The sequence below is a fragment of the Natrinema salaciae genome, from assembly GCF_900110865.1.
In the GTDB taxonomy this organism is placed as follows: domain Archaea; phylum Halobacteriota; class Halobacteria; order Halobacteriales; family Natrialbaceae; genus Natrinema; species Natrinema salaciae.
In genome coordinates this window covers 1-24144 of sequence record NZ_FOFD01000002.1, presented here as the reverse complement: position 1 = coordinate 24144, position 24144 = coordinate 1, and the positions used below count along the sequence as shown (strand labels likewise).

Sequence of the window (24144 nt, the reverse complement as noted above, 5' to 3'; positions counted from 1 at the left end):
GGAACGGAAACGTGCAGTTGTACCCACTCACAGCGGGGCGTACGGCCGTTCATCATTGGCGTACGATCGCCATCACCCTTATCCGCTGGAAAATCTTAGGCGCTAGTATGTCCACTCCGGACAACACGTCGACGTCCGACGGGGCGGTGCCACCGACCCAGGCAATCATCGAGGCCATCGCCGCACACGAGGGTGTCGACGTCACCGAGGTCGAGCCCCCGGCGTACGATCCGCTGTTTACGGTCGTCAACCCGGAGGCGCTCGACGAACTGTTTCACACCACCGCCGGGACCACCAGCAGTGCAGTGGTTCGCCTCGAGTACGAGGGGTACGAGATCGTCGTCCGCCCCGGGAGCGACGTCGAGGTTCGCGACTGCTCGTCCGACGAGTCGATCGACAGCCCGGTCGAAGAGTAGCGCTGAACCGGCTCACTCGGCCCAGTACGCTTCCCCGGGTTGTGTCTCGAAGATCGCGCGCCCGAGGAGATCGATCGCCTTCTCGAGTCCCTCGCGGGAACTGGTCAGCGAGTCCTCGTGCTCGATGCTCAGCGCACCGTCGTAGCCGACCATCCGGAGCGTCGAGACGATATCCTTCCAGTGGGTCTCGTCGTGGCCGTAGCCGACGGACCGGAAGAGCCACGATCGGTTCGGTTCGTCGTCGTAGGCCGTCGTGTCCAGGACGCCCTTCTCGCGGGCCTGTGCCTCGTATATCCTGGTGTCCTTGGCGTGGACGTGGTGGATCGCGTCGCGCTCGCCCAGGTAGCGGATCGCGTCAGTGATCGTGATCCCCTGCCAGTAGAGGTGCGAGGGATCGAAGTTCGCGCCGATCCGTTCGCCGGTCTCCTCGCGGAGTCGTGCCATCCCGTGGGGCTCGTAGATCAGCATGTTCGGGTGCATCTCGATCGCGATATCCACCCCGCGGTCGGCGGCGTAGTCGGCGATCTCGCCCCAGTACTCGACCGCCTGCGCCCACTGATACTCGAGCGCGTCGGCGTGTTCCGGCGGCCAGGGTGCCGTGATCCAGTTGGGCGTCTCGTCGGAGCGACTCCCGGCGGGCAGTCCCGAGAAACAGGTGACGGTCCCGACCTCGAGCTGGGCGGCCAGCCGGATCGCCTCGCGGAGTTCGGTGTCGGCCGTCGCGGCGCGCTCGTCGTCGGGATGGAGCGGGTTGTTGTGCGTCGCGAGCGCGCTGATCCGCATCTCGTACTCCTCGAGCAGGTCGCGGAGCTCGGTCTGTTCGCTCTCGTCGTCGAGGTACGCGGCCCGCTCGAGGTGGTCCTGTCCCGGGTGGCCGCCCACCCCGGGCTCGATCGCGCCGACGCCGAGTCCGTCGAGATACGGGAGTGCGCTCTCGAGCGGTTCGTCGGCCAGCGGTGGGGTGTGAACGCCGATCTCCATGCAGAGGGCGACGACAGCCGGCAAAATAAAACGCGGGCCGGCACTCACTCGGTGGTCGGGGCCGTCGATCTCCTCGCGTGTCTCCACGTCCGACCGTTGGCGACTGTCTCCCGTCCCCGTCGTGCACGACATTCCCCCGTCGCACCGCCCGCCCGTCCGTCGGTGCCGGATAGCGGCTTCGACGCCCCTGAATTCGGCGGTTTGATGCGGCCCGATCCGATTAGCGGGTGATCGATCAGTCCGATTCGCCGATCGTGATCGTCCGTCCTTCCTCGCTCGAGCGGTAGATGCCGTCGATGACTCGCTGGACTTCGAGGGCCTCCTCGACGCTGCTACCGCGTTCGTCCCCGTCGATGATTCGCTCGAAGAACTCGCGTTGCTCGTCGGAGTGGGTATCGTTCTGCCGCGTCTCGATCGACGTGTCCTCGAGGTGGTCGGGACCGACGTTGCTCGCCGAGTGAAAGCTGAGATCGCCCTCGAGGAGATCGAATCGGGCGGCGGACTGGCTCCCGCGGACGACGAACTCGTGGGTCGCCGGCCGGTTGGTCGCCCACGCCACCTCGAGCGAGATCGTCCGGTTGCCCGCACAGCGGATGAACGCGCTGGCCGAGTCGTCGACGTCGAACCCGTCCGGTCCCGCGTCGTCGGCCCACATGTCGAGGTAGGCGTACTCGTCCCGACCGCCGAACTCGCTGCGGGCGACGCCGCTTACTTCCTTCACGTCGGGGTAGCCGAGCAGGTACAGCGCGAGATCGATCGCGTGGACGCCGAGATCGATGAGCGAACCCCCACCCGCGATCTGTTGACGCGTAAACCACGACCCGCGTCCCGGGATGCCGCGTCGCCGAATGTAGTTCGCTTCGACGTGTGAGAGCTGGCCGAGTTCCGATCGATCGATCCGGTTTTTCACGATCTGGACGGTGTTCGCGAACCGGTTGTTGAAGCCCACCATCGCGAGACCGTCGGACTGCGCCGCCGCCTCGGCGATCCGCTCGGCGCTCCCGAACGAGTGGCCCAGCGGCTTCTCGAGCAGGACGTCGAGCCCTCTCTCGAAGGCATCGATCGCGTATTCTTCGTGATACTTGTTCGGGGTCGTGATGATCACGGCGTCGATGTTGTCGTACAACTCGTGATGGTCGTCGTAGACGTCGACGTCGTACCGTCGCGCGAAGCGCGTTCGCGCCTCGGCGGCGATGTCCATCCCACCGGCGAGCGTGACGCCGAGGTCGACGAGTCGTTCGGCGTGGTACTGTCCGATGTTGCCGAGACCGACGATCCCAGCTTCGATATCCATTCTTCGTTCTGACATTTCCCTGTGATTCTGGAGCGGTCGACGTGTGGTTCGTTTCGGACCGATACACCTTCAGTCGCTATATGTAATCATTCGACTCGAGTGACTTCGGTCCGTCGCCAAACGAGGGCGATGACGGCTCGCGTCGGCCGTCCGCCGTTCGAGTATCGCACGGTCGACGGGCGGCTCAGCTGTCGGCTTCCGTCGGGGCCGTCCCCGGCTCCCGGTCCGGGAGGTCAGTGATACCGTGGACTAACGCGTCACCGCTGGCCGAATCGAAAAGATGGATCTTCGATCGGTCCAACACCACGTTGACGTCCTGATTCGCCTCGATGTCCGTATCCGGGGTCACGCTCATCAGCAGCTGGTTCGGCGACCTGGCTGGATCTTCCTCCATCGACCCCGACGTGGTCTCGGAGAGCAACAGGTAGACGAAGACTTCGTCGCCCATCGGCTCCAGAACGTCGGTCCGTGCGTCGATCAGATCCGTCGACGAGGTGAGCGACTCGGCGTACCGCGCCAGGTGGACGTCTTCCGGCCTGACACCGAGCGTGACGGCGTCACCGACCGCCGCCCCCGGGATCAAGGCTGGATCGAAATCGACGGCGAAGTTCTCCGTCTCGAGACCGCCCTCGACGAGCTCACCTTCGACGAAATTCATCGACGGGGAGCCGATGAAGCCCGCGACGAACAGGTTCGTCGGTTCGTTGTAGCAGACCAGCGGCGCTGCAATCTGCTGGAGTTTGCCGTCGTTCAGGACGGCGATGCGGTTGGACATCGTCATCGCCTCGGCCTGATCGTGGGTGACGTAGATGACCGTCGCATCCAGCTCCCGGTGGAGCCGCTGGAGCTCCGTCCGCATGTGAACCCGCAGCTTCGCGTCGAGGTTCGCTAACGGCTCGTCCATCAGGAAGACGTCGGGGTTGCGAACGATCGCGCGGGCGATGCCGACCCGCTGTTGCTGCCCACCGGACATCTCCGCCGGCATCCGGTCGAGCATCCCCTCGAGCTGGACGATGTCGGCAGCCTGCTCGACGCGACGCCGGACCTCCTCGTCGTCGTACTTCCGGAGTCGCAGTCCGAACGAGATGTTCTCGTAGACGTCCATGTGTGGGAACAGCGCGATGTTCTGGAAGACCATCGCGACGCCGCGATCCTTGGGCGCAAGGTCGGTGACGTCGTCGTCGCCGATGTACACCCGGCCATCGGTCGGCTGGGTCAACCCCGCGACCGTCTCCATGGTCGTCGACTTTCCACAGCCCGAGGGGCCGACGAACGTGACGAACTCGCCGTCTTCGACCTCGAGGCTGATGTCGTCGACTGCCGTTTCCTCTCCGTACCGTTTCGTGATGTTCTCGAGTCGTACTCGTGCCATTATGTTACTCCTTGAGTGCTCCTGCGGTGAGTCCGCTGACGATCTTTTCCTGTGCGATGACCACGAGGATCGCGACGGGGACCACCCCGAGGATGCTCGCGGCGGCCATGAGGTTGTACAACACCTCGTACTGTCCCTGATACGCGAGGATCCCGTCGAGGATCGGCGCCCAGTTTTCCGGCTGACCGTCCGTCATCAGGAACGAGAAGAAGAACTCGTTGTAGACGGCGATGAAGGTCAACACGCCGGCCGTCGCGACGCCCGGTGCCGACAGCGGGATGATGACCCGGAACAGCGCGCCGAGGCGAGTCGTCCCCTCGACGCGAGCCGCGTCCTCCAGGCCGTCCGGGATCTGTCCGTAGAACGTCGTGAGAATAAAGATAGCGAGCGGCATGAAGATCGCCGACAGTGGGGTCACGAGGGCGAACGGCGTGTTGTAGAGCGTGCCGTCGCCGGTGATCGGCTCGAGGAACACGAACGAGGTGTTAAAGAGGTCGTTCAGCGGGATGAAGAACGCGGCCGGTGGGAAGAACGAAATGATCAACACCAGTAGCATGAGCGGCGTTCGGCCGGGGAACTCGAGGCGGCCGAAGGCGTAGCCGGCGAGGCTGGCGACGACGAGGACGACGACCGTCGAAGCGAGCGCGATCACGAAGCTGTTGAACATGTAGACGTGGAAGGGGATCACCTGGAATACCTCGACGAACGCGCCCGGATTGAAGCCGTTGGGCGTGAAGACGATGTCCTGAAGCTGTCCTTCCGGCGTCAGTGCCACCATGAGCAGCCAGTAGAACGGGAACAGCGTCGTCACGAGGAAGAAGATCGCTGCGACGTAGAACATCGCCCGGTACACCCGCTCGGGGTGGGAGATGGAGTTCGCCACCCACCGCTGGAACGGGCCGCGGTCGAGTTCGGCGTCGCGGTCGTCCTCGAGGACCGTCGTGCCGCCGTCGGGTCGGCGGAGGGTCGGGTCTCGTGGCGGCCCGCCGCCGGCGTCGTCGATGCCTCCGGTGTCGTTCGGATCGGTGGAATCTGTTGGGTCGGACATCAGTACATCCCTCCTTCGGTGTCACGGAAGAGTAGCACGTAGCCGCCGATGATCAGGCCGATCACGAGCGCCGTGGCGAAGGCCACGGCCGCGGCCGTCGCGTAGATGCGGGTCCCGCCGAACATCGCCTCGACGACGAGACAGCTCAGCGAGGGAACGGTCGTACAGCCGGCAGTCGACTCGATCAGCCCGAAGACGCGCATCGCGTCCATGGTTCGGAACAGCATCGCGACCAGTAGGGCCGGCATCACGAGCGGGAGCGTGATCATCTTGAATCGCTGCCACGGCGAAGCACCGGCCACGCGGGCGACGTCGTAGAGGTTCCGGTCGACGCTCTGGAGTCCCGCGAGGATCAGCAGGGCCATGAACGCCGACGACTTCCAGATGTCCGCCACGAGGATGATGATGAACGCGTCCCGGCTGTTGGCCAGCGGCGTCCCGCTGAAGATGCCGATGCTCTGCATGAGGTCGGAGCCGAACCCGACCGTCGGCTGGAACAGCAGGAAGAAGATCATCCCCTGAATGACGATCGGCACCGCCCACGGGAGGATGATCGCCACGCGGACCCAGCGACGCCCCGTAAACTCCTGATCGAGCACGTAAGCCTGGCCGAACCCGATCACGGTCTCGAAGATGACGCTGATAACCGCGAAGGCGAGCGTGACGAACAGCGCCTGCTGGAAGAACGGGGTTCCCAGTTCGATAAACGGGAACGACGACGTCAGTCCGACGTCGAGGAACTGTCGAGCCAGTCGCGCGTTCCCGGTGAGGATGTCGACGTAGTTCTCGATGCCGACGAAGCCGCCGAGGGGATCGAGTCCCCGCGTCTCGTTGGCGCGAAGCGACATGACGAACGTCCGTATCATCGGATAGAACGCGATCAGCGTCAGCAACGCGAACGCTGGTAGTAACAACAGGTACGCGTATGCGGCCTCACTCAGACCCTCCATCCAGTTGACGAGGGCGTTGCCGGTCCGATCACGGTCCTGTTCCCGTCCGGACTCGCCGCCGATCAACCCGTCCGTATCCGTGTCAGTTGCCATTTGTTTCCACCTCCGCTTCGCTCTGCTCGAGTTCTTCTGCGAGGTCGCTCATCGCGGCCTCGGGGGATTGCTCGCCACGATACGCCGCGTTGACCGATTGATATATCAGCGCGGACTGTTCCGGCCAGAGGTCGGTTGCCGGCCGTGGGATCGCGTTCTCGCTGGCCCGCTGGACCACGTCGCCGTAGCGAGCGACGGGGCCGACATCGTCGGGACTGGCCTCCGCGACCAGATCGAGATTCGGTGGTAAGTAGCCCCCGAGTTCGAAGACCGTGAGCATGACCTCCTCGGTGGCGAACGCCTCGAGGACCTGCAGCGCTTGCTCCTGACGCTCCGAAAACGGGCTTACGGCGAGATTCCAGCCACCCAGTGCCGCGACGGTGCCGCCGCTGCCGTCGTACTCGGCCTCCTGCTGGGAGACCGCGTACGGTCGCGTCGTGACCCCGAGATTCTCACCGAAGGCGTCTTCGGTGCCCGTCTCCGCGATCGCGTACGACCAGTTGCGGTTCGAGACGGCCTCGCCGTTGGCGAACGGGTTGAGCGACTGTTGTTCGGTCCACTGGACGATCGCCGACGGACAGATCTGTGCGTAGCCGTCCATGGCGTTTTCCTCCTCGCCCTCGATGAACGAGCGCATCATCCGGATCGCGTCGATGCACCGCTCCTCGTCGACGGTGATCGGCCGGTCGCCCGCGGTGAAGAGGTTGTCGACCCCCCCGAAGTAGGCCCCGCCCCAGGACGTCATCACCTCGTTGAACGTACAGCAGGACAGTCCCTCGTAGGCGGCCGCCTGCGTCGTAAACCCGTAGTCGAGGCCGGCCTGGTCCCGCGCATCGCGGACCGCCGCCGAGAACTCCTCCCACGACGGCGGTTCCGACGGCCAGTTTGCGGTGTCGTAGCCGGCATCTTCGATCAGATCCTCGCGGTAGAGTGTGAACCCCAGATCCGGAAAGAACGGCAGCGCGTGCAGGTCACCGGTCTGTGGGTCGCGCGCCGTCTCGAGGATCGCCTCGAGGTACGTATTGTTCACGCGCTCGAGCACGTCGCCCGAGAGCTCCTCGGTCAGATTGACCGTCTGGTTCCGAAGGATGAACGGAACCGTCCAGCCGCTGTCCATCATGTGGATGTCGGGCGGAGCACGCCCCGCTTCGAGCGCCGATTGAGCCGTTTGCATCCGCGATGCGGAGTCGCTGACGACGGTCTGTATCTCGAGGCGGATGTCCTCGTCGAGCCCGGCGTCCCAGAGCGCCTGCTGGACGGAGGGCCCGTCGCCGTCGCTGTGTATGATCCCCGCGACACCCGAGTCGGCGGTCATCACGATGGTGTTCGCCTGTCGACCCCGCCCGAGACAGCCGGTGACGGCGACCGCTCCCGCTGTCGACGCCGATGCAGCTTTCAGGAACGACCGCCGTCTGATGCGGGAGCGGTCGCATTGGCCGGCGATATCACGTCCCATGCGCAGGAACGGACCACGTTCTCCACCTTAATTGTTAGCTATAAATATAGTAATAAAATGTGAGTGTTCAGATCTCGTTTCCGTTATGGGAACCCAATATGGAACACTGCGAGGACGGCCCTCCGTCGGTTTCCAACGCGGCGGAACGAGCATCTCTAATCCCCGATTGTCGACCGGCGGTCGGCAGATGCCGGCCAATGGAATACGACACTGCTCGACGTATCTCGCGGAGCAAATCCGCCGAAGCGGTGGTCGCGAATGCGACGACCGATTCAGCGAACGGCGTCGCCGTCGACTCGACGCTCGACAGTCGGGTTTCCCGCGCCGCGAGTGTCAGCGATCCTCGAGCGTCGGCGGTTCGTTCCGCCCGATGTGGATCTCGTGGGCCTCGACGTCCTCGAGGGCGGCGACGCGGCCGCCGACGGAGACGTCTTCGCCGTCCGCCGTTTCGATCGTGAGGCTGGCAACCTCTTCGCTAACCTCGAAGGAGATGTCGCGAATGCGACCGCGGACGATCCGCTGCCCGCCGACCTCGACGTCGCGACCGTCGATGGTGGCGTAGAACTCGCCCCCTTCGTCAATGAGGTCTTTCACGCATCGGCGGATGGAGGCGTACTTCCGGGGGTAGGTCCGGGCAGCGCCGTCCTCCCCGAGCGTGTGTTCGGCGGTCGTCCAGAGGACGGTTCCGAAGAACCCGGAGATGAGGAAGCCGAGCGCGGACCGGTTGAAGATGACGCCGTACCGGTCCTGATCGTCGCGCAGCGCGTCCTGGGTCGCGTAGACCGAATAGTTGCCGTCGGCGACGGCGACGACCGGCGTCGTGATCCCCCGCCGGGCGCGGGCGGTCGTCGCGACCTCGCCGTACGCGAAGTCCTCCGGGTCCGGCGCTTCGCTCGCCGGCGTCACGATCAGGTCGACGCTCACGCCGGCGTCGACCGCCGCGCGCAGTTCCGCCTCGAACCGGGTCAGCAGATCCGGCGTCAGCGACAGCGCGAGCTCGAACTCCGCGGCGTCGATGACCTCCTCGAGGTACCGCAGGATCGTCGATCGGGATTTGACCAGCGAGACGGCCTCCGTATCGCGAGCCGGCGCGGTGTACCGGGCCTCGAGTTCCTCGATCATCTGCTCGAACGAGGACTGTACGTCGTCGAAGGCCTCCGCCGGATCGATCGCGACGACCTTCATGGGGCGGGACTCCCGGAGCTCGACCAGTCCGCGATCGCTGAGACTGCGCACGGTGTCGTAGACGCGCGGCTGGGGAATCTCCGTTCGGTCCGCGATTTCGCTCGCCGTGAGCTGTCCTTGCTCTAAGACGGTGAGATACGCGTCGATTTCGTATTCGCCGAGATTGAACCGGTCCCCGACGCGTTCGACGGTCGAGCGAAGTTCGTCTGGTGCCATATCCGGCCCTACACTCCCGACCGCTAAATGATTTATTGTATTCTGAGTAGCACGCGTTTTCGAAATCGGGTTGTTCCGATATCGGTGCCCAAAACTGATGGTCAGAACTCTTAACCACACCGGGCCTGAGCGTGTTGATATGCGCGGGGTGCTCTATATGAACGAGAGTTCGGCAGTCGAGGGCGTCCGGAACGCGCTCCCCATCCCGATCCCGCCGCGAGCAGTCGAGATCGGCCTTGCGGTCCTCGTCCTCGCAGTCGGCTGGTATCTCTCGAAGGTCGCCGTTCGGATCGCCGGCCGGACGGTCGCTCGCCGGATCGAACGGCCGAGCGTCACCCGGACCGTCCTTCGCGCCGTCAGGATCACCATCATCCTCTGGACGGCCGCCATCGCCGCCCGCATCCTCGGCGTCGGCGACACGCAGATTCTCCTCTCCGTGACCGTCATCTCGGCCGTGATCGCCGTCGTGCTCGCTCCAGTGGTCGGGAGTCTGATCAACGGCTTCTACGTGCTGGCCGATCGCCCCTACGAGATCGGCGACATGATCGAGATCGCCGACGCCGGCCACCGCGGCTTCGTCGAGGACATCACGATCCGCTACACCAAGATCTTCACCCTCCAGAACGCCTTCATGGTCATTCCCAACTCCGAGATCCATACGCGCGACGTCATCAACTACTCCGCCGAGGACGAGCGCACGCGGATCTCGGTCACGTTCGAGGTCACGTACGATAGCGACCTCGAGGCGGCGCGACGGGCCGCCGAGCGGGCCGCCCGAAACGTCGAGGAGGTCATCTCCGGCGGCCCGGACATACGGATCGGCAGTGCCCGGTACGCCGCGGCACCGTCCTGTTACATCGGCGAGTACGGCGATCACGGGATCGCCCTCGAACTGCTCTTCTGGATGAAACACCCCTACAAGCAGACCGTCGTCCAGTCGGCGGTTCAAGACGCCATCGGCGACCGCTACGAGGAGCTCGACGTCGAGTTCGCCTACCCGCGTCGCCACCACGTCTTCGACGACTCGAGCGGCGTGGCGCGGGTCGCCGTGGACGACTCGGGCATCGATCGGCCGACCACCGGCTCGTCGGTCGAACCGGGCGACGGGAGCACGGCAGCCGAGAACCCCGCTGATTCGCCCGATCGGTGACGGATCGTCGAGGCGGACCGACGGCCGCGTCGCTGGATCTCACACGAAGCACTTGCGTGTCGTCTCGGCTCGCTCGTCCGATACCGAGGGGGTGATTTATGCTATCCCCGGTTCAATTCGCGGCTAGCCGACAGATGTACGACGACATTCTCATTCCCACCGACGGAAGTGATACGATCTCCGAGACGCTCGCTCACGGACTGCCGATCGCGGCGAACAACGACGCGACGGTCCACACGCTGTACGTCGTCGACAGTCGCGTCACCGCTGCCGCCGACGAGAACACCAGTACCGACCTCGAGCGCTCGCTCCGCGACGAGGGGCAAGCGGCCGTCGCCGCCGTCGAGGAGCGAGCGACCGCCGAGGGACTCGAGACCGTCAGCGAGGTGCGACAGGGGACCCCGTCGAAGACGATTCTCGAGTACGTCGACGAGCAGGGGATCGACCTGGTCGTTATCGGAACGCGCGGCAAGAGCCCGCGCGAGAAGGTGACGTCGCTGGGGAGCGTCTCGGAGCGGGTCGTCGACAACGCCACGGTTCCGGTGTTCGTCGTTCGAAACGCCGGCAAAACCGAGTAACGACCACCTACGGACGAGATCAGGCGCGTGCACTCTCGACCGTGATGACTTCACAGTCGAGGTGAGTTCGGAGGTAACTGTCGATGTCCGGATTATCGGTGAACCGCTGGAAGATCCGGCGGAGGCGACTCGCCTGTTTGCTCCCGATGACGACGGCGTCGGCCCGCTCCGCCGCGACCTCGTCGAGGATGCTCTCTTCGACCAGAAAGCCGGTGCGAACGACGTACCGAGCGCTCTCGAGCCGTCCGAACGTGCTCTCGACGGCGTTTTTCAGGTCGATACGCGTTACTTTCTTCCCGTTCTGATAGAGATCGACGTGGAGAACTGTCAACGCTGCGTCACGCTCGCGCGCGACCTCGATCGCCCGTTCGAGGGTTCGTCTGGAGTGCTTCGACAACGGATACCGAACGGGAACCACGACCAACGACATTAGGCATCCGAACGGTTTCCGGCCGGGTAAACCTTTCAGTACGGACTGTCCACACTGCGAACCTGTCCCATATGTCGCTCCGTCGCACCCGAACGTACCCGGTCGGCTCGCCGCCATCCCCTCGCCACTCGAGTCGGCGACACCGACCCGGAAAGACAGTCATTTACCGCGAGCGAGGCTATCAGCGGACATGCAATCCTGGTCGACCGACGACGGCGATACCGTCTACATCTCGGAGACGGACGGCGATAGAGGATCGAAGGGACCGTTTCTCGTCGCCTTCGAATCCGCCGACGCCGAGCGCCGTTACGGCTGGTTCTGTACGAACTGCGAGAGTCTCGACAACGCAATGGACGCGATGGGGCGGATCAAGTGCAACCAGTGTGGGAACTTTCGCAAGCCCACGGAGTGGGACGCCGCTCACGAATAACTCCGCCGTCGGGCCGCGATCGACTCCCGCCAGAGACGGCCGTGTCCGCCGCGCCGATAATAGACGATTACCGTCCGGAAACGACGACTACCGGAACACCGCGAAATCGATAGGGCGTCGGATTTCGAATTCGTGGAACGTTACTGGGAATTCCTGTTACGTACTAACATTTATGGTGGATGCCGACGAAGGTGGTAGTGAATGGGTCCTGTTAACATGCGACTCGTCGAGCAGGCCAGGTCGATCTTCGCCGAACTGGGCTACACCGTCGAAGGAAACGGTCCCGAGTTCCGCGCCGAACGAGCATGGAAAGTCGTCCACGTAAACACCGTCCTCGAGGCAGGAGAGCTTCCGTCGTCGTCGTCCGGACAGTTCCACTGTTTCGTCGCCGAGCCAGCGGACGCGGACGACCTCGAGGCGCGACTCGAACGGACGAACCCGAACTACGAGTGGGCCATCATCGTCGTCGACGGGGAGGACTATCAGGTCGAACGAGCGCCACCAGGACCGCGAGTGTCGGCGTAAAACCAGCGTCAGCGAATCGTCGAACCCGCGAAACACCGACCCCCTATTCTTCGAGCGCGTTGCGCGTCGCAGTCACGCCGGTACCCGGATCGACGTCCGCGCCCATCGACTCCAGGACGTCACCCAGCGCCGTCACCACGTAGATCACGTTCTGGGGCCGCGCGGAGTGACCCATGCAGCCGATCCGGAAGATCTCGCCGGCGAGATCGCCCAGTCCGCCGGCGATCTCGAGGTCGTACCGCTCTATCAGGGCGTCGCAGACCTCGCCGTCGTCGATCCCGTCGGGGACGCGGACGGCGTTCAGGCTCGGCAGCCAGTACTCGTCGGGAGCGTTCATCTCGAGTCCCATCCCCTCGACGCCGGCTTTCAGCGCGCCGGCCAGTCGTTCGTGGCGCGCCCAGCGGTCCTCGATCTCTTCCTCGGCGACGAGTCGTAGCGCCTCCCGGATCGCGTAGACGTTCGTGATCGGTGCGGTGTGGTGGTACGCGCGTTCGTCGCCCCAGTAGCCCTCGAGCAGGGAGAGATCGAGGTACCACGAGCGGGGCTCCTCCTCGCGGGAGAGGACTTTTTCCATGGCCTCGTCCGAGAGAGTGAGCGGGCTCGCGCCCGGCGGACAGGAGAGACACTTCTGCGGACCCGAGTAGGCGACGTCGATGTCCCACTCGTCGACGCGAAGCTCCACGCCGCCCAGCGAGGTGACGCTGTCGGCGATCACGAGCGCGTCGTGGTCGTGGGCCGCCGCGGTGAGGGCCGGCACGTCGGGCTGGAGCACGCCGGTACTCGTCTCGGCGTGGACGAAGCCGAAGACGTCCGGGTCGTGTTCGGCGAGCGCGTCCGCCACGTCGTCCGGATCGAGCGGTTCGCCCCACGGCGCGTCGACCTCGACGACGTCGCCGCCGGCGCGGCGGGCCATCGAGGCCATCCGGCCGCCGAAGTAGCCGTTGGTCGGAACGAGCATCGTGTCGCCCGGCTCGACGACGTTGCCGATCGCAGCTTCCATCGCCGCCGATCCGGTTCCCGAAACTGGAATCGTCCACTGGTTGTCCGTCCGGAAGGTGTAGCGCAGCAACTCCTGTACCTCGTCCATGATCTCGACGAAGGCAGGATCGAGGTGGCCGACGAGCGGCGTGCTCATCGCCCGGAGCACGCGCGGATTCACGTCGCTCGGACCGGGCCCCATCAGGGTCCGATCCGGAGGTGTGAGTTCGCCGACGGATGGCGCGCGAGCCGTCTCGTTCGACGGTGTTTGAGCCATGGGCGTGTGCTCGAGTGCCACTCGCAAAGACCTACCGGCAGCGGCGAAATACAGGTCTCCGTCGGGCGACTCTCCGCCCGCCGTGATCTCTCGAGTTCGCGCCGTTCGGTCGTCGCCGTCGCGTCGATACCCGACCATGGGACGGTCCCGCACGCGTGCGAGCCGTTTAAGCACACCCAACACATACCCGATATATCGTGTTCGTCGGTCACGCGCTCCTCGCGTTCGCGGTCGCAGCGCTCGTCGCCGACTGGCAAGGTTGGGAGCGCCGGTCGGCGCTTGCCGTCGGCGTCGTCGCCGGCGCGTTCGCCGCGATCCCGGACATCGACGTCGCGTACGCGCTCGTCGGCCTCCTCGAGTGGCAGGTCGGCGATGGCGCGCTCGGGGCGTCGACGGCCTTCTGGGACGCGAGCCGGGTCGTCCACCGCTCCGTCACCCACTCGCTGGTCGTCGGCGCGGTCGCCGCACCGGCGTTCGGACTGCTCGCGGTTCGGGGCCGCTCCGATCGCGCACGGTTCGGCCGTATCGCCGGCGTCGGCCTCCTGGTGACCCTGCTCGTGATCGCGCTCGTCTGGGACGGCTCCCTCGCCGTGTTCGTCATGGGACTGTTCGCGGTGAGCGGCATCCTCGTCGCCCGCGGCGTCGCTCGCGCCTCGACGCTGTCGCCGGCGACGGTCGCCGTCGCCGCGCTCTGGGGCCTCTGGTCGCATCCGTGGGGAGACCTCGTGACCGGTGCTCCGCCGGACTGGCTCTTCCCGTTTCCGTCCCCCGTTCTCGAGTCGCGCGTCGTCCTCCACTCCAACCCGACGTTGCACCTGCTCGGGGCGTTCGCGATCGAACTCGCGACCATCTGGTTCGCGCTCGCAGTCTATTGCCGGCTCACCGATCGGTCGCCCCTCGCGTCCGTCGACCGCCGGGCAACCGTCGGCGCGGCCTACGGCGTCGCCGCGCTCGCAGCGACGCCGCCGACGCTCGAGGTGTCTTACCACTTCGTCTTCTCCATCCTCGGCGTCGGCCTCCTCTGTGGCGTCGTTCGGGAGACCCCCTCGCTGGAAGTTCCGCGCGCGAGCGATCGCGGACTGCCGTCGCCGGACGGCGTTCTCGAGGTCGCGCTCACGGCGCTGACCGCCGTAACTATCGCACTCGCCGCGTACGCCACCGTCTACGTGCTCGCCGTCTCGGCGTGATCGCCGTCGCGTCACGGGTCGTCTCAGCGCTCCCCGACGGTCGACTACATATGCTTTTGTGAGAACAGTCAGTACGAGCTATCCGTGTCTCAGACTCCACTCGAGGGACTGATCGCGGACGGGCGAACCAACGCAGCGGTCGCGTGGGTGCTGGTCGTCGCGATCGCAGCCATCGGCGCCGCCGAACTCGCGACCGGGAACGGGTTCCTCTGGGCGACGTTCGCGGCCGTACTCGTCGCGCTGGCGTTGCTCCCGCCGATCGCCTTCCGATCCCGGCTCGTGATGCTTCCGTGGGAGGTCCTGCTTCTGGCGGCCCTGCCGGTGCTCGGGATGGCCGTCGGTGCCGACCGGTTGACAGGTCACTTCGCGGCGTATCTCTCGGTCGCGGCGATCGCGCTCGTCCTCGCCGTCGAACTTCAGTCGTTCACCACCGTACAGATGACTCCCGGCTTCGCCATCGTCCTCGTCGTCGTCGCGACGATGGCCGCCGCGGGGCTGTGGGCGCTTCTCAGATGGAGCGCCGCGCAAACGCTCGGCATCCCGTTTTCGTCCGATCACGATGCGGTGATGTGGGAGTTCGTGTATTCGGCCGTCGCCGGGCTCGGTGCCGGCATCGTCTTCGAACTCTACTTCAGACGCTACGTCCCTCCGGAAGGACGGCTCCCGGCGGACGTCCGGCCGACCACGGAGGTGGAGGATGGGTAACCTCGAGCGTCGACTCCCCTCCAAACGCCGTCAGCGCCAGCTCACCTACCTCATGGAGCTCTCGCTGGTCGGCATGCTGTTCGTCGGCATCGATCGGGGCAACGCCGGGATCGTGATCAACACCGGGGTGGCGCTCCTCGTCACCCAGCTCCCGCCGCTGCTCGAGCGCGACTACGAGATCCCGATGGACCCGCGACTTACCCTGTGGATCACCACCGCCGTTTTCCTCCACGCGTTCGGTACCGTCGGGCTGCCGGGTGCCACCACCACGCTCTACAGCCAGGTCTGGTGGTGGGACCACATGACGCACGCGCTGTCGGCGTCGCTGGTCGCCGCCGCGGGCTACGCCACCGTCCGCGCGTTCGACGAACACGCCGACGGCGTCCACCTCCCGCGGCGGTTCGTCGCCGTGTTCATCCTGCTGTTCGTCATCGCCTTCGGCGTCCTCTGGGAGATCCTCGAGTTCGCCATCGCACTGGCGGCCGACGCGCTGGGAACCAAGGCCGTGCTCACCCAGTACGGACTCGCCGACACCATGCTCGACTTCGTCTTCAACTCGATCGGCGCGCTCATCGTCGCGCTGTGGGGCGGTGCCTACCTCTCGGACGTCACCGGTGCGATCCGCGAGCGATTCGAGTCCCGGTCCGACTGACTCCTGGTCCCGGTCCCGGTTTCACGACTGCGAGGACTCACTCCGCGAAACCGACGATCAGCTTTACGTCGCTATACGGTGTAGGAAGTCAGGCCATGGTCTTCAAGAAGATAACGCTCATCGGCACCAGCCCCGAAAGCTTCGACGCCGCAGCCGACGACGCCATCGACCGCGCGGAAGCGACCCTGCAGAACGTCCACTGGATCGAAGTCGACGAACTCGGGGTCGAACTCGCCAGCACCGACGACCGGGAGTACCAGGCGGAGGTCACAGTTGCCTTCGAACTCGAGGAGTAGTCCGATCGACGGCGGAGCCAGCGGCCGCTCGCATCGCCGCAGTACGCCGCCCGTTTCTGAGCGGCGTCGCGGCTCGCGGCTGTCGATGTCGATACTCGAACGGACGTGACGAAGGGGCGGTGACCGTGCCGCCGCCGGCTGATTCGTCGAGCCGCGCGCACTTCGAGAGTGATCGCCCGCAGGCGAGGGGAAGGGCGGGAACGAGAACAGTTACGTCCGGAACGACTCGCCGCAGCCGCACTCGCTGACGACGTTCGGATTGTCCACGTGGAACCCTTCGGCCTGGAGCCCGTCTTCGTAGTCGAGGACGCTGCCCTCGATGTACTTCAGACTCGCCGGGTCGACGAACACGCGGAGGTCGTGGTGTTCGTAGATGGTGTCGTCCTCGTCCGGCTCGTCGTCGAACCGCATGCCGTACGAAAGTCCGGCGCAGCCGCCCTGCTGGACGAACAGCCGTAGTCCGGCCTCCGTCACGTCGAGCTCTTCGCCCTCGAGCAGGGAGAGCGCTTGTTCGGCCGCGTCTTCGGTCACTTCGATCGTCGGGCGCGTGTCCGCCTCCCCGCCATCCATACTGTCCGTGCTCATACCACTCCATTTCGGCGCGACGATGTTAACTGTGACGCCACCCTCGGGTCTCCGACCTAGCTGAATCCGGTTACGTCTCCCCGACCGCACGGATTGCCGACTCGGCTAGCAGTTCGCCCGCCGACGGAACGACCGATAACACGTCCCGAACTGTCGCTCGTCGTTCCGCGAGAGCTCGATGTCGTGCTCCGCCAGCAGTTCGAGCATCCGCTCGAGTTCGCAGTCGTACCACATCGAGAGGAGCCGCACGTTCCGCTGTGCGTAGTCGTAGTTGCGCTCGAGGACGCGGCCGTCCATCGGGTCGACACGCGGTTCCATCTCGGTTCCTACTCCGCTCTCCAGCTACGTAAAACCGGTTTGCGATGTTAGCTATCTGAAACACCCGGCCGCACTCGGTTCGGCCGGCGATCAGTCCCGTTCCGCGTCGTCCGGAAGCCGCCTCCGGACGCTCTCGGCGTGGGCCTCGAGCCCCTCTGCATCCGCGAGGGTAGTGATCGCGTCGCCGAGACCCGCGAGTCCCTCGGCGGAGAGGCGCTGGACCGTCGTCGACCGGAGGAACGTCTCGACCGAGAGCCCGCCGGTCACGCGCGCACCGCCGTCGGTCGGCAGGACGTGGTTCGTGCCGCTGGCGTAGTCGCCGGCCGCGACGGGGGTGTTCGGCCCGAGGAAGACGCTGCCCGCGCTGTCGATTCGGTCGAGGATCGACTCGTCGTCGTCGGCGATGATCGAGAGGTGTTCGGGTGCGTACGCCTCGGTGAAGAGGATCGCCTCGCTCATCGATCGAGCGCGGAGGACGCCGCTCGCGTCGTTGGCGAGGGCATCTCGAATGACGGCCGCGCGCTCTCGCGCGCCGGCTTGTTCCTCGACGGCCGCTGCGACGGCGTCGGCGGTCGCCTCGTCGTCGGTGACGGCCACGACCGAGGCGTTCGGGTCGTGTTCGGCCTGCGCGACGAGCTCCGCGGCGACGAGCTCGGGATCGGCAGTCTCGTCGGCGACGACGGCCACTTCGCTCGGCCCCGCGAGGAAGTCGATCTCGACGTCGCCCCGCACTTCGGCCTTGGCCGCCGTCACCCACTTGTTCCCGGGGCCGACGATCTTCTGGACGCGAGTGACCGTCTCCGTCCCGTAGGCCAGTCCCGCGATCGCCTGCGCGCCGCCGACGCTGTAGACCGCGTCCGCGCCCGCGACGTGGATCGCCGCCAGCGTTACCGGATTCACCTCGTCGGCGGGCGGCGTGACGACCGAGACGTGGTCGACGCCAGCGACGACCGCCGGGACGATGCCCATGATCGCGCTCGAGGGATAGGCCGCCGAACCGCCGGGAACGTAGACGCCCACGCGCTCGAGCGGCCGAAACCGACGGCCGAGCTCCCGCCCGGTATCGAACTCACGCCGCCAGTCGTCGGGAAGCTGGGCCTCGTGGAACTCCCGGACGTTCCCCGCGGCCGTCTCGATCGCGTCCCGAACCTCGGCGTCGATCTCGTCGGACGCGCGCTCGCACTCGTCGGTTATCTCGAGGTTCCCGACCTCGACGTCGTCGAACTCGCTGGTGAACTCGCGAACGGCGACGTCGCCCTCGTCGCGGACGCGGTCGACGATTTCGCGGACGTCTCCCCTGACCGACTCGATACCGGCGTCGCGCTCGAAGAAGGCCGCGCGGTCGTCCGGCCCGAGATCGGCGATCGCCTGCACGTCGATTGTCATGCCTTCGGGTTCGTGGGGCGGTCGAAAAACGGTTTCCTTCCGCTCACGCGTCGGGATCTTCGACGTTCCAGACGCCGACCACGTCGAGGGTCGCCCTGACGAAGAGATAGCAGAGGAGGCCGAAGCCGACGACCGCGAACGGCGCCTGGAGCAACGCTGCGATCTCCGCGCCGAGCACCAGTCGGCTGGTCCCCCGAACGAAGAAACTCAGGGTCACGAGTCCGAACGCGATGATCGCGAGTTTGACGAAACCCGATCTGTCCATGCCCGCTCGTACGACCGCGGGAAGTAAATCGTGTCGGTTACCCGGTTCGGTCCCGCCACCGGGTCGTTACCGAACCCGTCACCGAACGTCGGCGCTGGCCGCGCGCCCGATCGCGTAGACGGCCACCGATCCGAACAGGATCGCCAGTGCGAACAGAACCGCCAGTGCGGGGACGAGCGTGTTCCACAGCCCGTCGAAGCGCGCGACTTCGACGACCGTCATCGTGTCCTCGCCGAGCATCACCGCGCGTGCGGCGTCGACGCCGTAGGTGATCGGGTTGAACGTCGCGACAGTCTGAATCCACTCCGGCAGCGCCGGCAGCGGAAGGAACGCGCTCGAGACGAACAGCAACGGGAGCTGGAGCAGGTTCGCGCCGATGATCGTGGACTCCTCGTCGCGGGTCACGACGGCAAGCACGTTCGAGAACGCGGTGAACCAGACCGAAAACAGGACACAGATGCCCGTGATCGCGACCGCGCCGACCAGCCCGGTCGCGATTTCCGCCCCTAGTAGCACGCCCAGTCCGAGTACGATCACGACCTGCACGACGATACGCACGACTTCGGCCAGCGTCTTGCCCAGAAAGACGGCGCTGCGGTTCATCGGACTCACCAGCGTCTTCTCGAACATGCCGTTCTCGATATCGTTGACCAGCCCGATCCCCGACGTTGCGGCCGCGACGAGCGCCACCTGAATCACGATCGCCGGGACGAGGTACGTCTCGTAGCTCACACCCTCGAGCGCGCTCGTCGCGACGCCGCCGAACACTTGCGTAAACAGGACGAGGAAGATGATCGGCTGCACGAGGGAGACGACGAGCACGAACGGGTTCCGGACGGACTTGATCGTCCACCGAACGAACGTGACCCACACGTCGCTCGCGAAGCTCCCTCCGTGACGGTCGACACTCGGCGTACTCATCGCTTTCCCCCCGTTTCCCCGGGTCCCGTTCGCCCATCACTGCCGCTCGAGTCGCCGCCGTTCCCGACCGTCTCGATCGGAGCGGCGTCGGCCGACGTGGATTCGCCCCCGCTCCGGTCGTCGGTCACCGCGAGGAATACGTCGTCGAGCGTCGGTGCCCGGACATCGAATCCCGTCACGTCGATGCCGGCGTCGCGGAGGGCGACCAACAGATCCGTTCCGCGCGTTCGCGCGTCGCGCGCCGTCACCGCGAGCCCGACCTCGGTCGGCTCGATCGTCGCCCCGTCCGCGAACACCCCTTCCTCGCGCGCGATCGCGACGGCACGATCGCTCGTTTCTGGGTCCGCGAGTTCGACGGCGAGGATCTCGCCGCCGACGCGACGCTTCAGGGTCTCTGGCGTGCCCTCCGCGACGACCGCGCCGTCCTGAATGACCGACAGCCGATCGCACAACTGGTCGGCCTCCTCCAGGTACTGCGTCGTCAGGAAGACGGTCGTCCCTTCGTCGTTGATCCGCCGGAAGTACTCCCAGAGCCGGTTTCGCGCGGCCGGATCGAGGCCGGTCGTCGGTTCGTCCAGGAACACCAGCGGCGGCCGGTGGACGAGCGCGGTCGCCGCGTCGAGGCGCTTTTTCATCCCGCCGGAGAAATCGTCCGCGACTTTGTCCGCGACGTCGGTCAACTCGACGAGCGCGAGTAGCTCGTCGATCCGGTCGCTCCGTTCCCCTCGCGGAACACCGTAGGCGTCGCAGGCGAACCGAAGGTTCTCTCGAGCCGTCAACTCCGGATCGACGCTCGTCTCTTGAGCCATGTATCCGACCGTCGCACGCACGCTCCGTGGCTCCGCAACGGCATCGAACCCGTTCACCGTCACCGAGCCGTCGGTCGGTCGCAACAGCGTCACGAGCGTCTTGATCATCGTCGTCTTGCCCGCGCCGTTCGGCCCCAGGAACCCGAAGAACTCCCCCGTCTCGACGAGGAGGTCGACGCCACGGACGGCTTCGGTCCCATCCGCGTACGTCACCGCCACGTCGCGGGCCTCGATTGCGTACTCGGTCACAGTCGTGCTAGGGCGACCACGCGGATATATCTGTGAGTCGCCGTCACATCGCAACTTCGAATTTCGAACGCGAGGACACCGGTCTCAGGCTCGCGACCGACTCCGCTCCGCTCACCGGGGACGCCCTCTCGCTCGGCGGGTGCGTAATGAGCGTATTACTGAAACGCTTCGCGAGAGTCGCCCGCGGAGACGCCGCCGCTCACGGCGACCGCGTGAAACGAACCGATCTCGAGGACTGTCGTCCGGGCACCGCGACTCGCCGACGGCGACCCTACAGGCGAGTACCGCGCCGGTGACATCGAACTCGGCTTCGAGTCGATCATTCCGGCCGGATCGTACCGTCTCTACTCGATCATACGCAGTCACTACCGCCGTTGTTCTCGCCCATTCGTCGCTGCTGGCCGTCGTTCGCCCGGTCTCGAATGCGGTTCGATCCGCTCGATCGGGAGTGACAAGCCCTATATAACTATTCACCGTCCACTGAATCACTGATTTATGTGGCCGTGGGAACACGCGATCGTCGGCTATCTCGCCTATTCACTGTTCTGTCACCTCGCATTCCGGGACTCGCCCGGGGGACTCGACGCGTTCGCGGTCGTCTTCGCATCGGTCCTTCCGGACGTGATCGACAAACCGCTCGCGTGGGAGTTCGGCGTCTTCGACGCCGGGCACGCCCTCGGACACTCGGTGTTTTTTGCCGTTCCGCTTTCGATCGTTGTCGGAACGATCGCGCACGCGGGAGCCAGCCCGCGAACCGGCCTCGCGTTCGGAGTCGGCTACCTGTTGCACCTCCCGGCCGACATCCTCTACTCCTACGTCAACGAGGGTGTCTTCTACGTCGAAATCGTGCTCTGGCCGGTTGCAACCGTCCCCGCGGGCTCCCTCAATCGGGGCTTCCTCGAGTCGTTCGCGCTGCTGTTCGGCCGCTATCTGGGGGAGTTGCTCGCCGGGGACGTGTCGACGTACGTCTGGTTCCAGTTCGGACTCGCCGTGTTCGCGTTTCTGCTGTGGGTCTACGACGGTGTGCCCGTTTTGCGGGAGCTCCTGCTGGGCTGTAAACGGCTCGTGCTCGCCCAGATCGGATCGGACCGTTCGACCCAACGCCAGTAGCACTTCGGGCCTGCTTTTCCGGCGCGGGCGGTCTCACCCGCAGTAACAGTTTCCCTCCGGACAGAACGCCATCTCCTGCTCGCCCACGTCGACGCCGAGGGTCGAGAGCGACCCGAGGAGCCGCTGGCTCGCATCGGTATCCGGACGGACGGTTCCGGCGACCGCACCCGTCGGCGATTCGCCCGCGTCGATGGTCGTAGCGACGTCTCGCTGCGCGTGATCGATCACTGCGACGCGATTCGCCGTCTGTACTGGCACGTAGAGCTTTTCGCGGGCGGGCCCCCACGCGCCCGAGATCGACCGTCCACCGACGTCGAGCTCGCGATCGACGGCCCCCGCCTCGAGGTCGACGACGGTCACGCTTTCGGCGTCCGGCGTGAAGAGATAGGCCACGTCCCCGTCGGGACCGATTTCGCTCGTGATCGGTGCCGCCGGCAGTCCGTCCTCGCGCGTGATTCGCTCGCGCTCGACCGGCTCCGTCGGGTCCGAAACGTCCCAGATGCTCTCAGAACCCACTCGTGGTACCGCCGGATCTGATCCGAGCTCGCCCTCGCCGTTTTCCACCAGCAGGCAGTCGCCGTCGAACGATGCCGTCGCCATGAACGGTAAGACCTCCCCGTCACCGGCGGGCGCTCCGGCGCTGATTCGCTCGACGATCTCGAACGGATCGACGGAGACGACGGCCAGCGTCTCGTTCGCGATTTCCGGCACGAACGCGTAGTCGCCGTCCGGCTCGAGCGTCACGTCACAGGGGCCGGTGTACTCCGTCTCGATCCGTCCGGTCACTTCCCCGAACCCGTCGCTCTCGCGGTCGGCATCGATCCGGTGGATCGCGTGGGGCTCCGTCTCGTCGGGATCGGGGTCGAGGGTGGTCGTCCCACCCGATGCGACCACCAGCCGAGACTCGTCCGGCGTCAGATTCGGATAGTTCGGCCCGTAGCCCGTCTCGAGACTCCCGATCTCCGCGAGCGAGTGCTGATCGAACGCGCGAACGCCCCCGCTGACGTTGAGCCAGCAGACGTCGTACTCGGAGTCCGCGCTCGTCCCGTACTGGTTCGCGGGAAACGACGCCGTCGTATCGATAAACGGGTTCTCGATGGATTCGTCTGTCTCCGCATCGATGACGCTCACCGTTCGGTCGCCGTTGTTGAACACGTACACCGTCGGCGCACGCGCCGCGCCGTCGTCCGAGAGGCACCCCGCTACGGAGACCGTCGCGCCCACGGTTACGGACGTCTCGAGCAGTCGCCGCCGATCGACGCCGCTGGCAAATGGATCGGCGGGGTTCTCGTTCGCCCGAGTCGGGCGGCTCGCTTCGTCTTCCCCCTGTCGTCCGTCCATACGCTGTCGTCCATCGCTGGCGACTAAAGTCACCGTGGTGGGCTCGCCGTTCGATCCGCAGTTCCGGCTCCGTCGCGTGGCTCCGCGTCAATTGAGCTGATCCGGCATGAGTAATTCGTGATCGTCCGTACGTATCCGAACGTCTCGTCTCGTGACTGTCCAACGTAGTGCACTCCCTCCTCGAGACGACGGCCTTATGTATGCACCCGGCACTCGGTTGTAATGCGAACGACGTGGCGCTCGCCGCCACGCTCCCTCCGGCCGCAACCCGGCACGGAGGACCCACGCTGTATCCACCCTCCCCGGGGCCGCCGCGGTTCACGCCGCTGCCGCCTCGCTCGAGGGCGCTCGGACCCGTCGTACCCCCGCCGAACCCTCGGCGGTCCAGGACGACGCCCTTATATAATCGGGGCGTCTCCGTCGGCGTACGCGGAACTCCTCGCCGGCTGCGGTTTCCGGCGCGGATTCGATCCGACGCCCTTATATGTACGAGGGCACTCGGATACAGACGCGAAAGACGACGTGATCGACGGAACGTTCAACCCGTTCCGTCATCTCGGATGGCTCGAGTCCGAAGGGGTTATGTACCCCAGACGGCTTACGAATACATCCGGAGGAAATGAGGATCCTACCCCTGCGGTCCGCCGTACAGATGGGATCTGATGTTAGCCTTGGTAGTTCGGTGACGCCCGATTGGTCGGTCGATCAGTGTCATCGAACGTGGACCATTTATGTGTGAGTGTGTCTCACCTTTCCCGGCCACCGGCCCTTCCCCTTCACGGGGGAGTACGATAGCATTCCGGTTGATCCTGCCGGAGGTCATTGCTATTGGAGTCCGATTTAGCCATGCTAGTTGCACGAGTTTAGACTCGTAGCAGATAGCTCAGTAACACGTGGCCAAACTACCCTATAGACGGCGATAACCTCGGGAAACTGAGGCT

General features: G+C 65.6%; 26 protein-coding genes and 1 rRNA gene. 11 read left to right on the top strand and 16 right to left on the bottom strand.

The annotated features are described in order from the left end of the window. The first annotated feature begins 107 nt into the window (after nt 1-107). A complete protein-coding gene (locus tag BMX07_RS05445; protein ID WP_175480059.1) occupies nt 108-416 on the top strand; it encodes a HalOD1 output domain-containing protein in 309 nt (102 codons plus the stop codon). A gap of 12 nt (nt 417-428) precedes the next feature. Here BMX07_RS05445 and BMX07_RS05440 read toward each other — a convergent pair whose 3' ends face one another. From BMX07_RS05440 to trmB, 7 genes are all read right to left on the bottom strand, one after another. Continuing rightward, nucleotides 429-1397 (bottom strand): sugar phosphate isomerase/epimerase family protein, encoded by a 969-nt coding sequence (locus tag BMX07_RS05440; RefSeq protein ID WP_090615004.1) that lies wholly within the window; start codon nt 1395-1397, stop codon nt 429-431. Nucleotides 1398-1632: 235 nt separating this feature from the next. Continuing rightward, nucleotides 1633-2706, bottom strand: a complete 1074-nt coding sequence (locus BMX07_RS05435; protein WP_090615001.1) for a Gfo/Idh/MocA family protein — start codon at nt 2704-2706, stop codon at nt 1633-1635. A gap of 169 nt (nt 2707-2875) precedes the next feature. Continuing rightward, the gene (locus tag BMX07_RS05430) at nt 2876-4063 is read right to left on the bottom strand and encodes an ABC transporter ATP-binding protein (protein ID WP_090614999.1); all 1188 of its coding nucleotides are present in this window, start codon (nt 4061-4063) and stop codon (nt 2876-2878) included. A 4-nt stretch (nt 4064-4067) separates the two neighbouring features. Further along, on the bottom strand, nt 4068-5111 hold the full coding sequence (locus BMX07_RS05425) for a carbohydrate ABC transporter permease (RefSeq protein WP_090614996.1): 1044 nt from the start codon (nt 5109-5111) through the stop codon (nt 4068-4070). Beyond that, entirely contained in the window at nt 5111-6154 is a 1044-nt protein-coding gene (locus tag BMX07_RS05420) for a carbohydrate ABC transporter permease (protein WP_090614993.1), read from the bottom strand. Before BMX07_RS05420 ends, BMX07_RS05425 begins: the two co-directional genes overlap by 1 nt. Next, entirely contained in the window at nt 6144-7610 is a 1467-nt protein-coding gene (locus tag BMX07_RS05415) for an extracellular solute-binding protein (protein ID WP_090614989.1), read from the bottom strand. Before BMX07_RS05415 ends, BMX07_RS05420 begins: the two co-directional genes overlap by 11 nt. A 333-nt stretch (nt 7611-7943) precedes the next feature. Beyond that, nucleotides 7944-9011, bottom strand: a complete 1068-nt coding sequence (gene trmB / locus BMX07_RS05410; protein WP_090614986.1) for an HTH-type sugar sensing transcriptional regulator TrmB — start codon at nt 9009-9011, stop codon at nt 7944-7946. A gap of 139 nt (nt 9012-9150) precedes the next feature. Here trmB and BMX07_RS05405 point away from each other — a divergent pair, with 139 nt between their 5' ends. After that, entirely contained in the window at nt 9151-10161 is a 1011-nt protein-coding gene (locus BMX07_RS05405) for a mechanosensitive ion channel family protein (RefSeq protein WP_090614983.1), read from the top strand. 134 nt (nt 10162-10295) lie between these two features. Continuing rightward, nucleotides 10296-10739, top strand: coding sequence for a universal stress protein (locus tag BMX07_RS05400; RefSeq protein ID WP_090614980.1), 444 nt, complete (start codon nt 10296-10298; stop codon nt 10737-10739). A 19-nt stretch (nt 10740-10758) separates the two neighbouring features. On the opposite strand, the gene BMX07_RS05395 is transcribed toward BMX07_RS05400, so the two are convergent. Next, nucleotides 10759-11169, bottom strand: coding sequence for a universal stress protein (locus tag BMX07_RS05395; protein ID WP_090614977.1), 411 nt, complete (start codon nt 11167-11169; stop codon nt 10759-10761). A 190-nt stretch (nt 11170-11359) separates the two neighbouring features. Between BMX07_RS05395 and BMX07_RS05390 the strand changes: the two genes are divergently transcribed. Together BMX07_RS05390 and BMX07_RS05385 are read left to right on the top strand one after the other, a co-directional pair. Beyond that, a complete protein-coding gene (locus BMX07_RS05390) occupies nt 11360-11599 on the top strand; it encodes a DUF5816 domain-containing protein (protein WP_090614973.1) in 240 nt (79 codons plus the stop codon). Nucleotides 11600-11815: 216 nt separating this feature from the next. Next, nucleotides 11816-12124, top strand: coding sequence for a DUF7116 family protein (locus BMX07_RS05385; protein ID WP_090614970.1), 309 nt, complete (start codon nt 11816-11818; stop codon nt 12122-12124). Nucleotides 12125-12167: 43 nt separating this feature from the next. Here BMX07_RS05385 and BMX07_RS05380 read toward each other — a convergent pair whose 3' ends face one another. After that, nucleotides 12168-13379 carry a pyridoxal-phosphate-dependent aminotransferase family protein gene (locus BMX07_RS05380; protein WP_090617157.1) on the bottom strand — a complete coding sequence of 404 codons (1212 nt, stop codon included), beginning with the start codon at nt 13377-13379 and terminating at the stop codon, nt 12168-12170. 197 nt (nt 13380-13576) lie between these two features. Between BMX07_RS05380 and BMX07_RS05375 the strand changes: the two genes are divergently transcribed. From BMX07_RS05375 to BMX07_RS05360, 4 genes are all read left to right on the top strand, one after another. Further along, complete coding sequence (locus BMX07_RS05375) at nt 13577-14566, top strand: metal-dependent hydrolase (RefSeq protein WP_090614967.1); 990 nt, start codon at nt 13577-13579, stop codon at nt 14564-14566. An 84-nt stretch (nt 14567-14650) separates the two neighbouring features. Next, complete coding sequence (locus BMX07_RS05370; RefSeq protein WP_090614964.1) at nt 14651-15271, top strand: hypothetical protein; 621 nt, start codon at nt 14651-14653, stop codon at nt 15269-15271. Next, nucleotides 15264-15923 carry a DUF2238 domain-containing protein gene (locus BMX07_RS05365; protein ID WP_090614961.1) on the top strand — a complete coding sequence of 220 codons (660 nt, stop codon included), beginning with the start codon at nt 15264-15266 and terminating at the stop codon, nt 15921-15923. The genes BMX07_RS05370 and BMX07_RS05365 overlap by 8 nt, the downstream gene beginning before the upstream one ends. 95 nt (nt 15924-16018) lie before the next feature. After that, nucleotides 16019-16219: a dodecin gene (locus BMX07_RS05360; RefSeq protein ID WP_090614958.1), complete on the top strand. Its 201-nt coding sequence runs from the start codon at nt 16019-16021 to the stop codon at nt 16217-16219. A 210-nt stretch (nt 16220-16429) separates the two neighbouring features. On the opposite strand, the gene BMX07_RS05355 is transcribed toward BMX07_RS05360, so the two are convergent. From BMX07_RS05355 to BMX07_RS05330, 6 genes are all read right to left on the bottom strand, one after another. Next, nucleotides 16430-16804: a HesB/IscA family protein gene (locus BMX07_RS05355; protein WP_090614955.1), complete on the bottom strand. Its 375-nt coding sequence runs from the start codon at nt 16802-16804 to the stop codon at nt 16430-16432. Nucleotides 16805-16909: 105 nt separating this feature from the next. Beyond that, complete coding sequence (locus BMX07_RS05350) at nt 16910-17122, bottom strand: hypothetical protein (RefSeq protein WP_090614953.1); 213 nt, start codon at nt 17120-17122, stop codon at nt 16910-16912. Nucleotides 17123-17212: 90 nt separating this feature from the next. Further along, a complete protein-coding gene (gene hisD, locus BMX07_RS05345; RefSeq protein ID WP_090614950.1) occupies nt 17213-18508 on the bottom strand; it encodes a histidinol dehydrogenase in 1296 nt (431 codons plus the stop codon). 43 nt (nt 18509-18551) lie between these two features. Beyond that, nucleotides 18552-18773 carry a hypothetical protein gene (locus tag BMX07_RS05340; RefSeq protein ID WP_090614947.1) on the bottom strand — a complete coding sequence of 74 codons (222 nt, stop codon included), beginning with the start codon at nt 18771-18773 and terminating at the stop codon, nt 18552-18554. 78 nt (nt 18774-18851) lie between these two features. Then, entirely contained in the window at nt 18852-19694 is an 843-nt protein-coding gene (locus tag BMX07_RS05335) for an ABC transporter permease (protein ID WP_090614946.1), read from the bottom strand. After that, a complete protein-coding gene (locus BMX07_RS05330) occupies nt 19691-20752 on the bottom strand; it encodes an ABC transporter ATP-binding protein (RefSeq protein ID WP_090614943.1) in 1062 nt (353 codons plus the stop codon). The genes BMX07_RS05335 and BMX07_RS05330 overlap by 4 nt, the downstream gene beginning before the upstream one ends. 495 nt (nt 20753-21247) lie before the next feature. On the opposite strand from BMX07_RS05330, the gene BMX07_RS05325 reads away from it, so the two are divergent. Beyond that, nucleotides 21248-21862, top strand: coding sequence for a metal-dependent hydrolase (locus BMX07_RS05325; RefSeq protein WP_090614940.1), 615 nt, complete (start codon nt 21248-21250; stop codon nt 21860-21862). Nucleotides 21863-21895: 33 nt separating this feature from the next. Here the strand turns inward: BMX07_RS05325 and BMX07_RS05320 are convergent, their stop codons facing one another. After that, nucleotides 21896-23203, bottom strand: a complete 1308-nt coding sequence (locus BMX07_RS05320; protein ID WP_245742058.1) for a YncE family protein — start codon at nt 23201-23203, stop codon at nt 21896-21898. A gap of 796 nt (nt 23204-23999) precedes the next feature. Between BMX07_RS05320 and BMX07_RS05315 the strand changes: the two genes are divergently transcribed. Further along, nucleotides 24000-24144 (top strand): 16S ribosomal RNA (locus BMX07_RS05315); the annotation flags it as partial.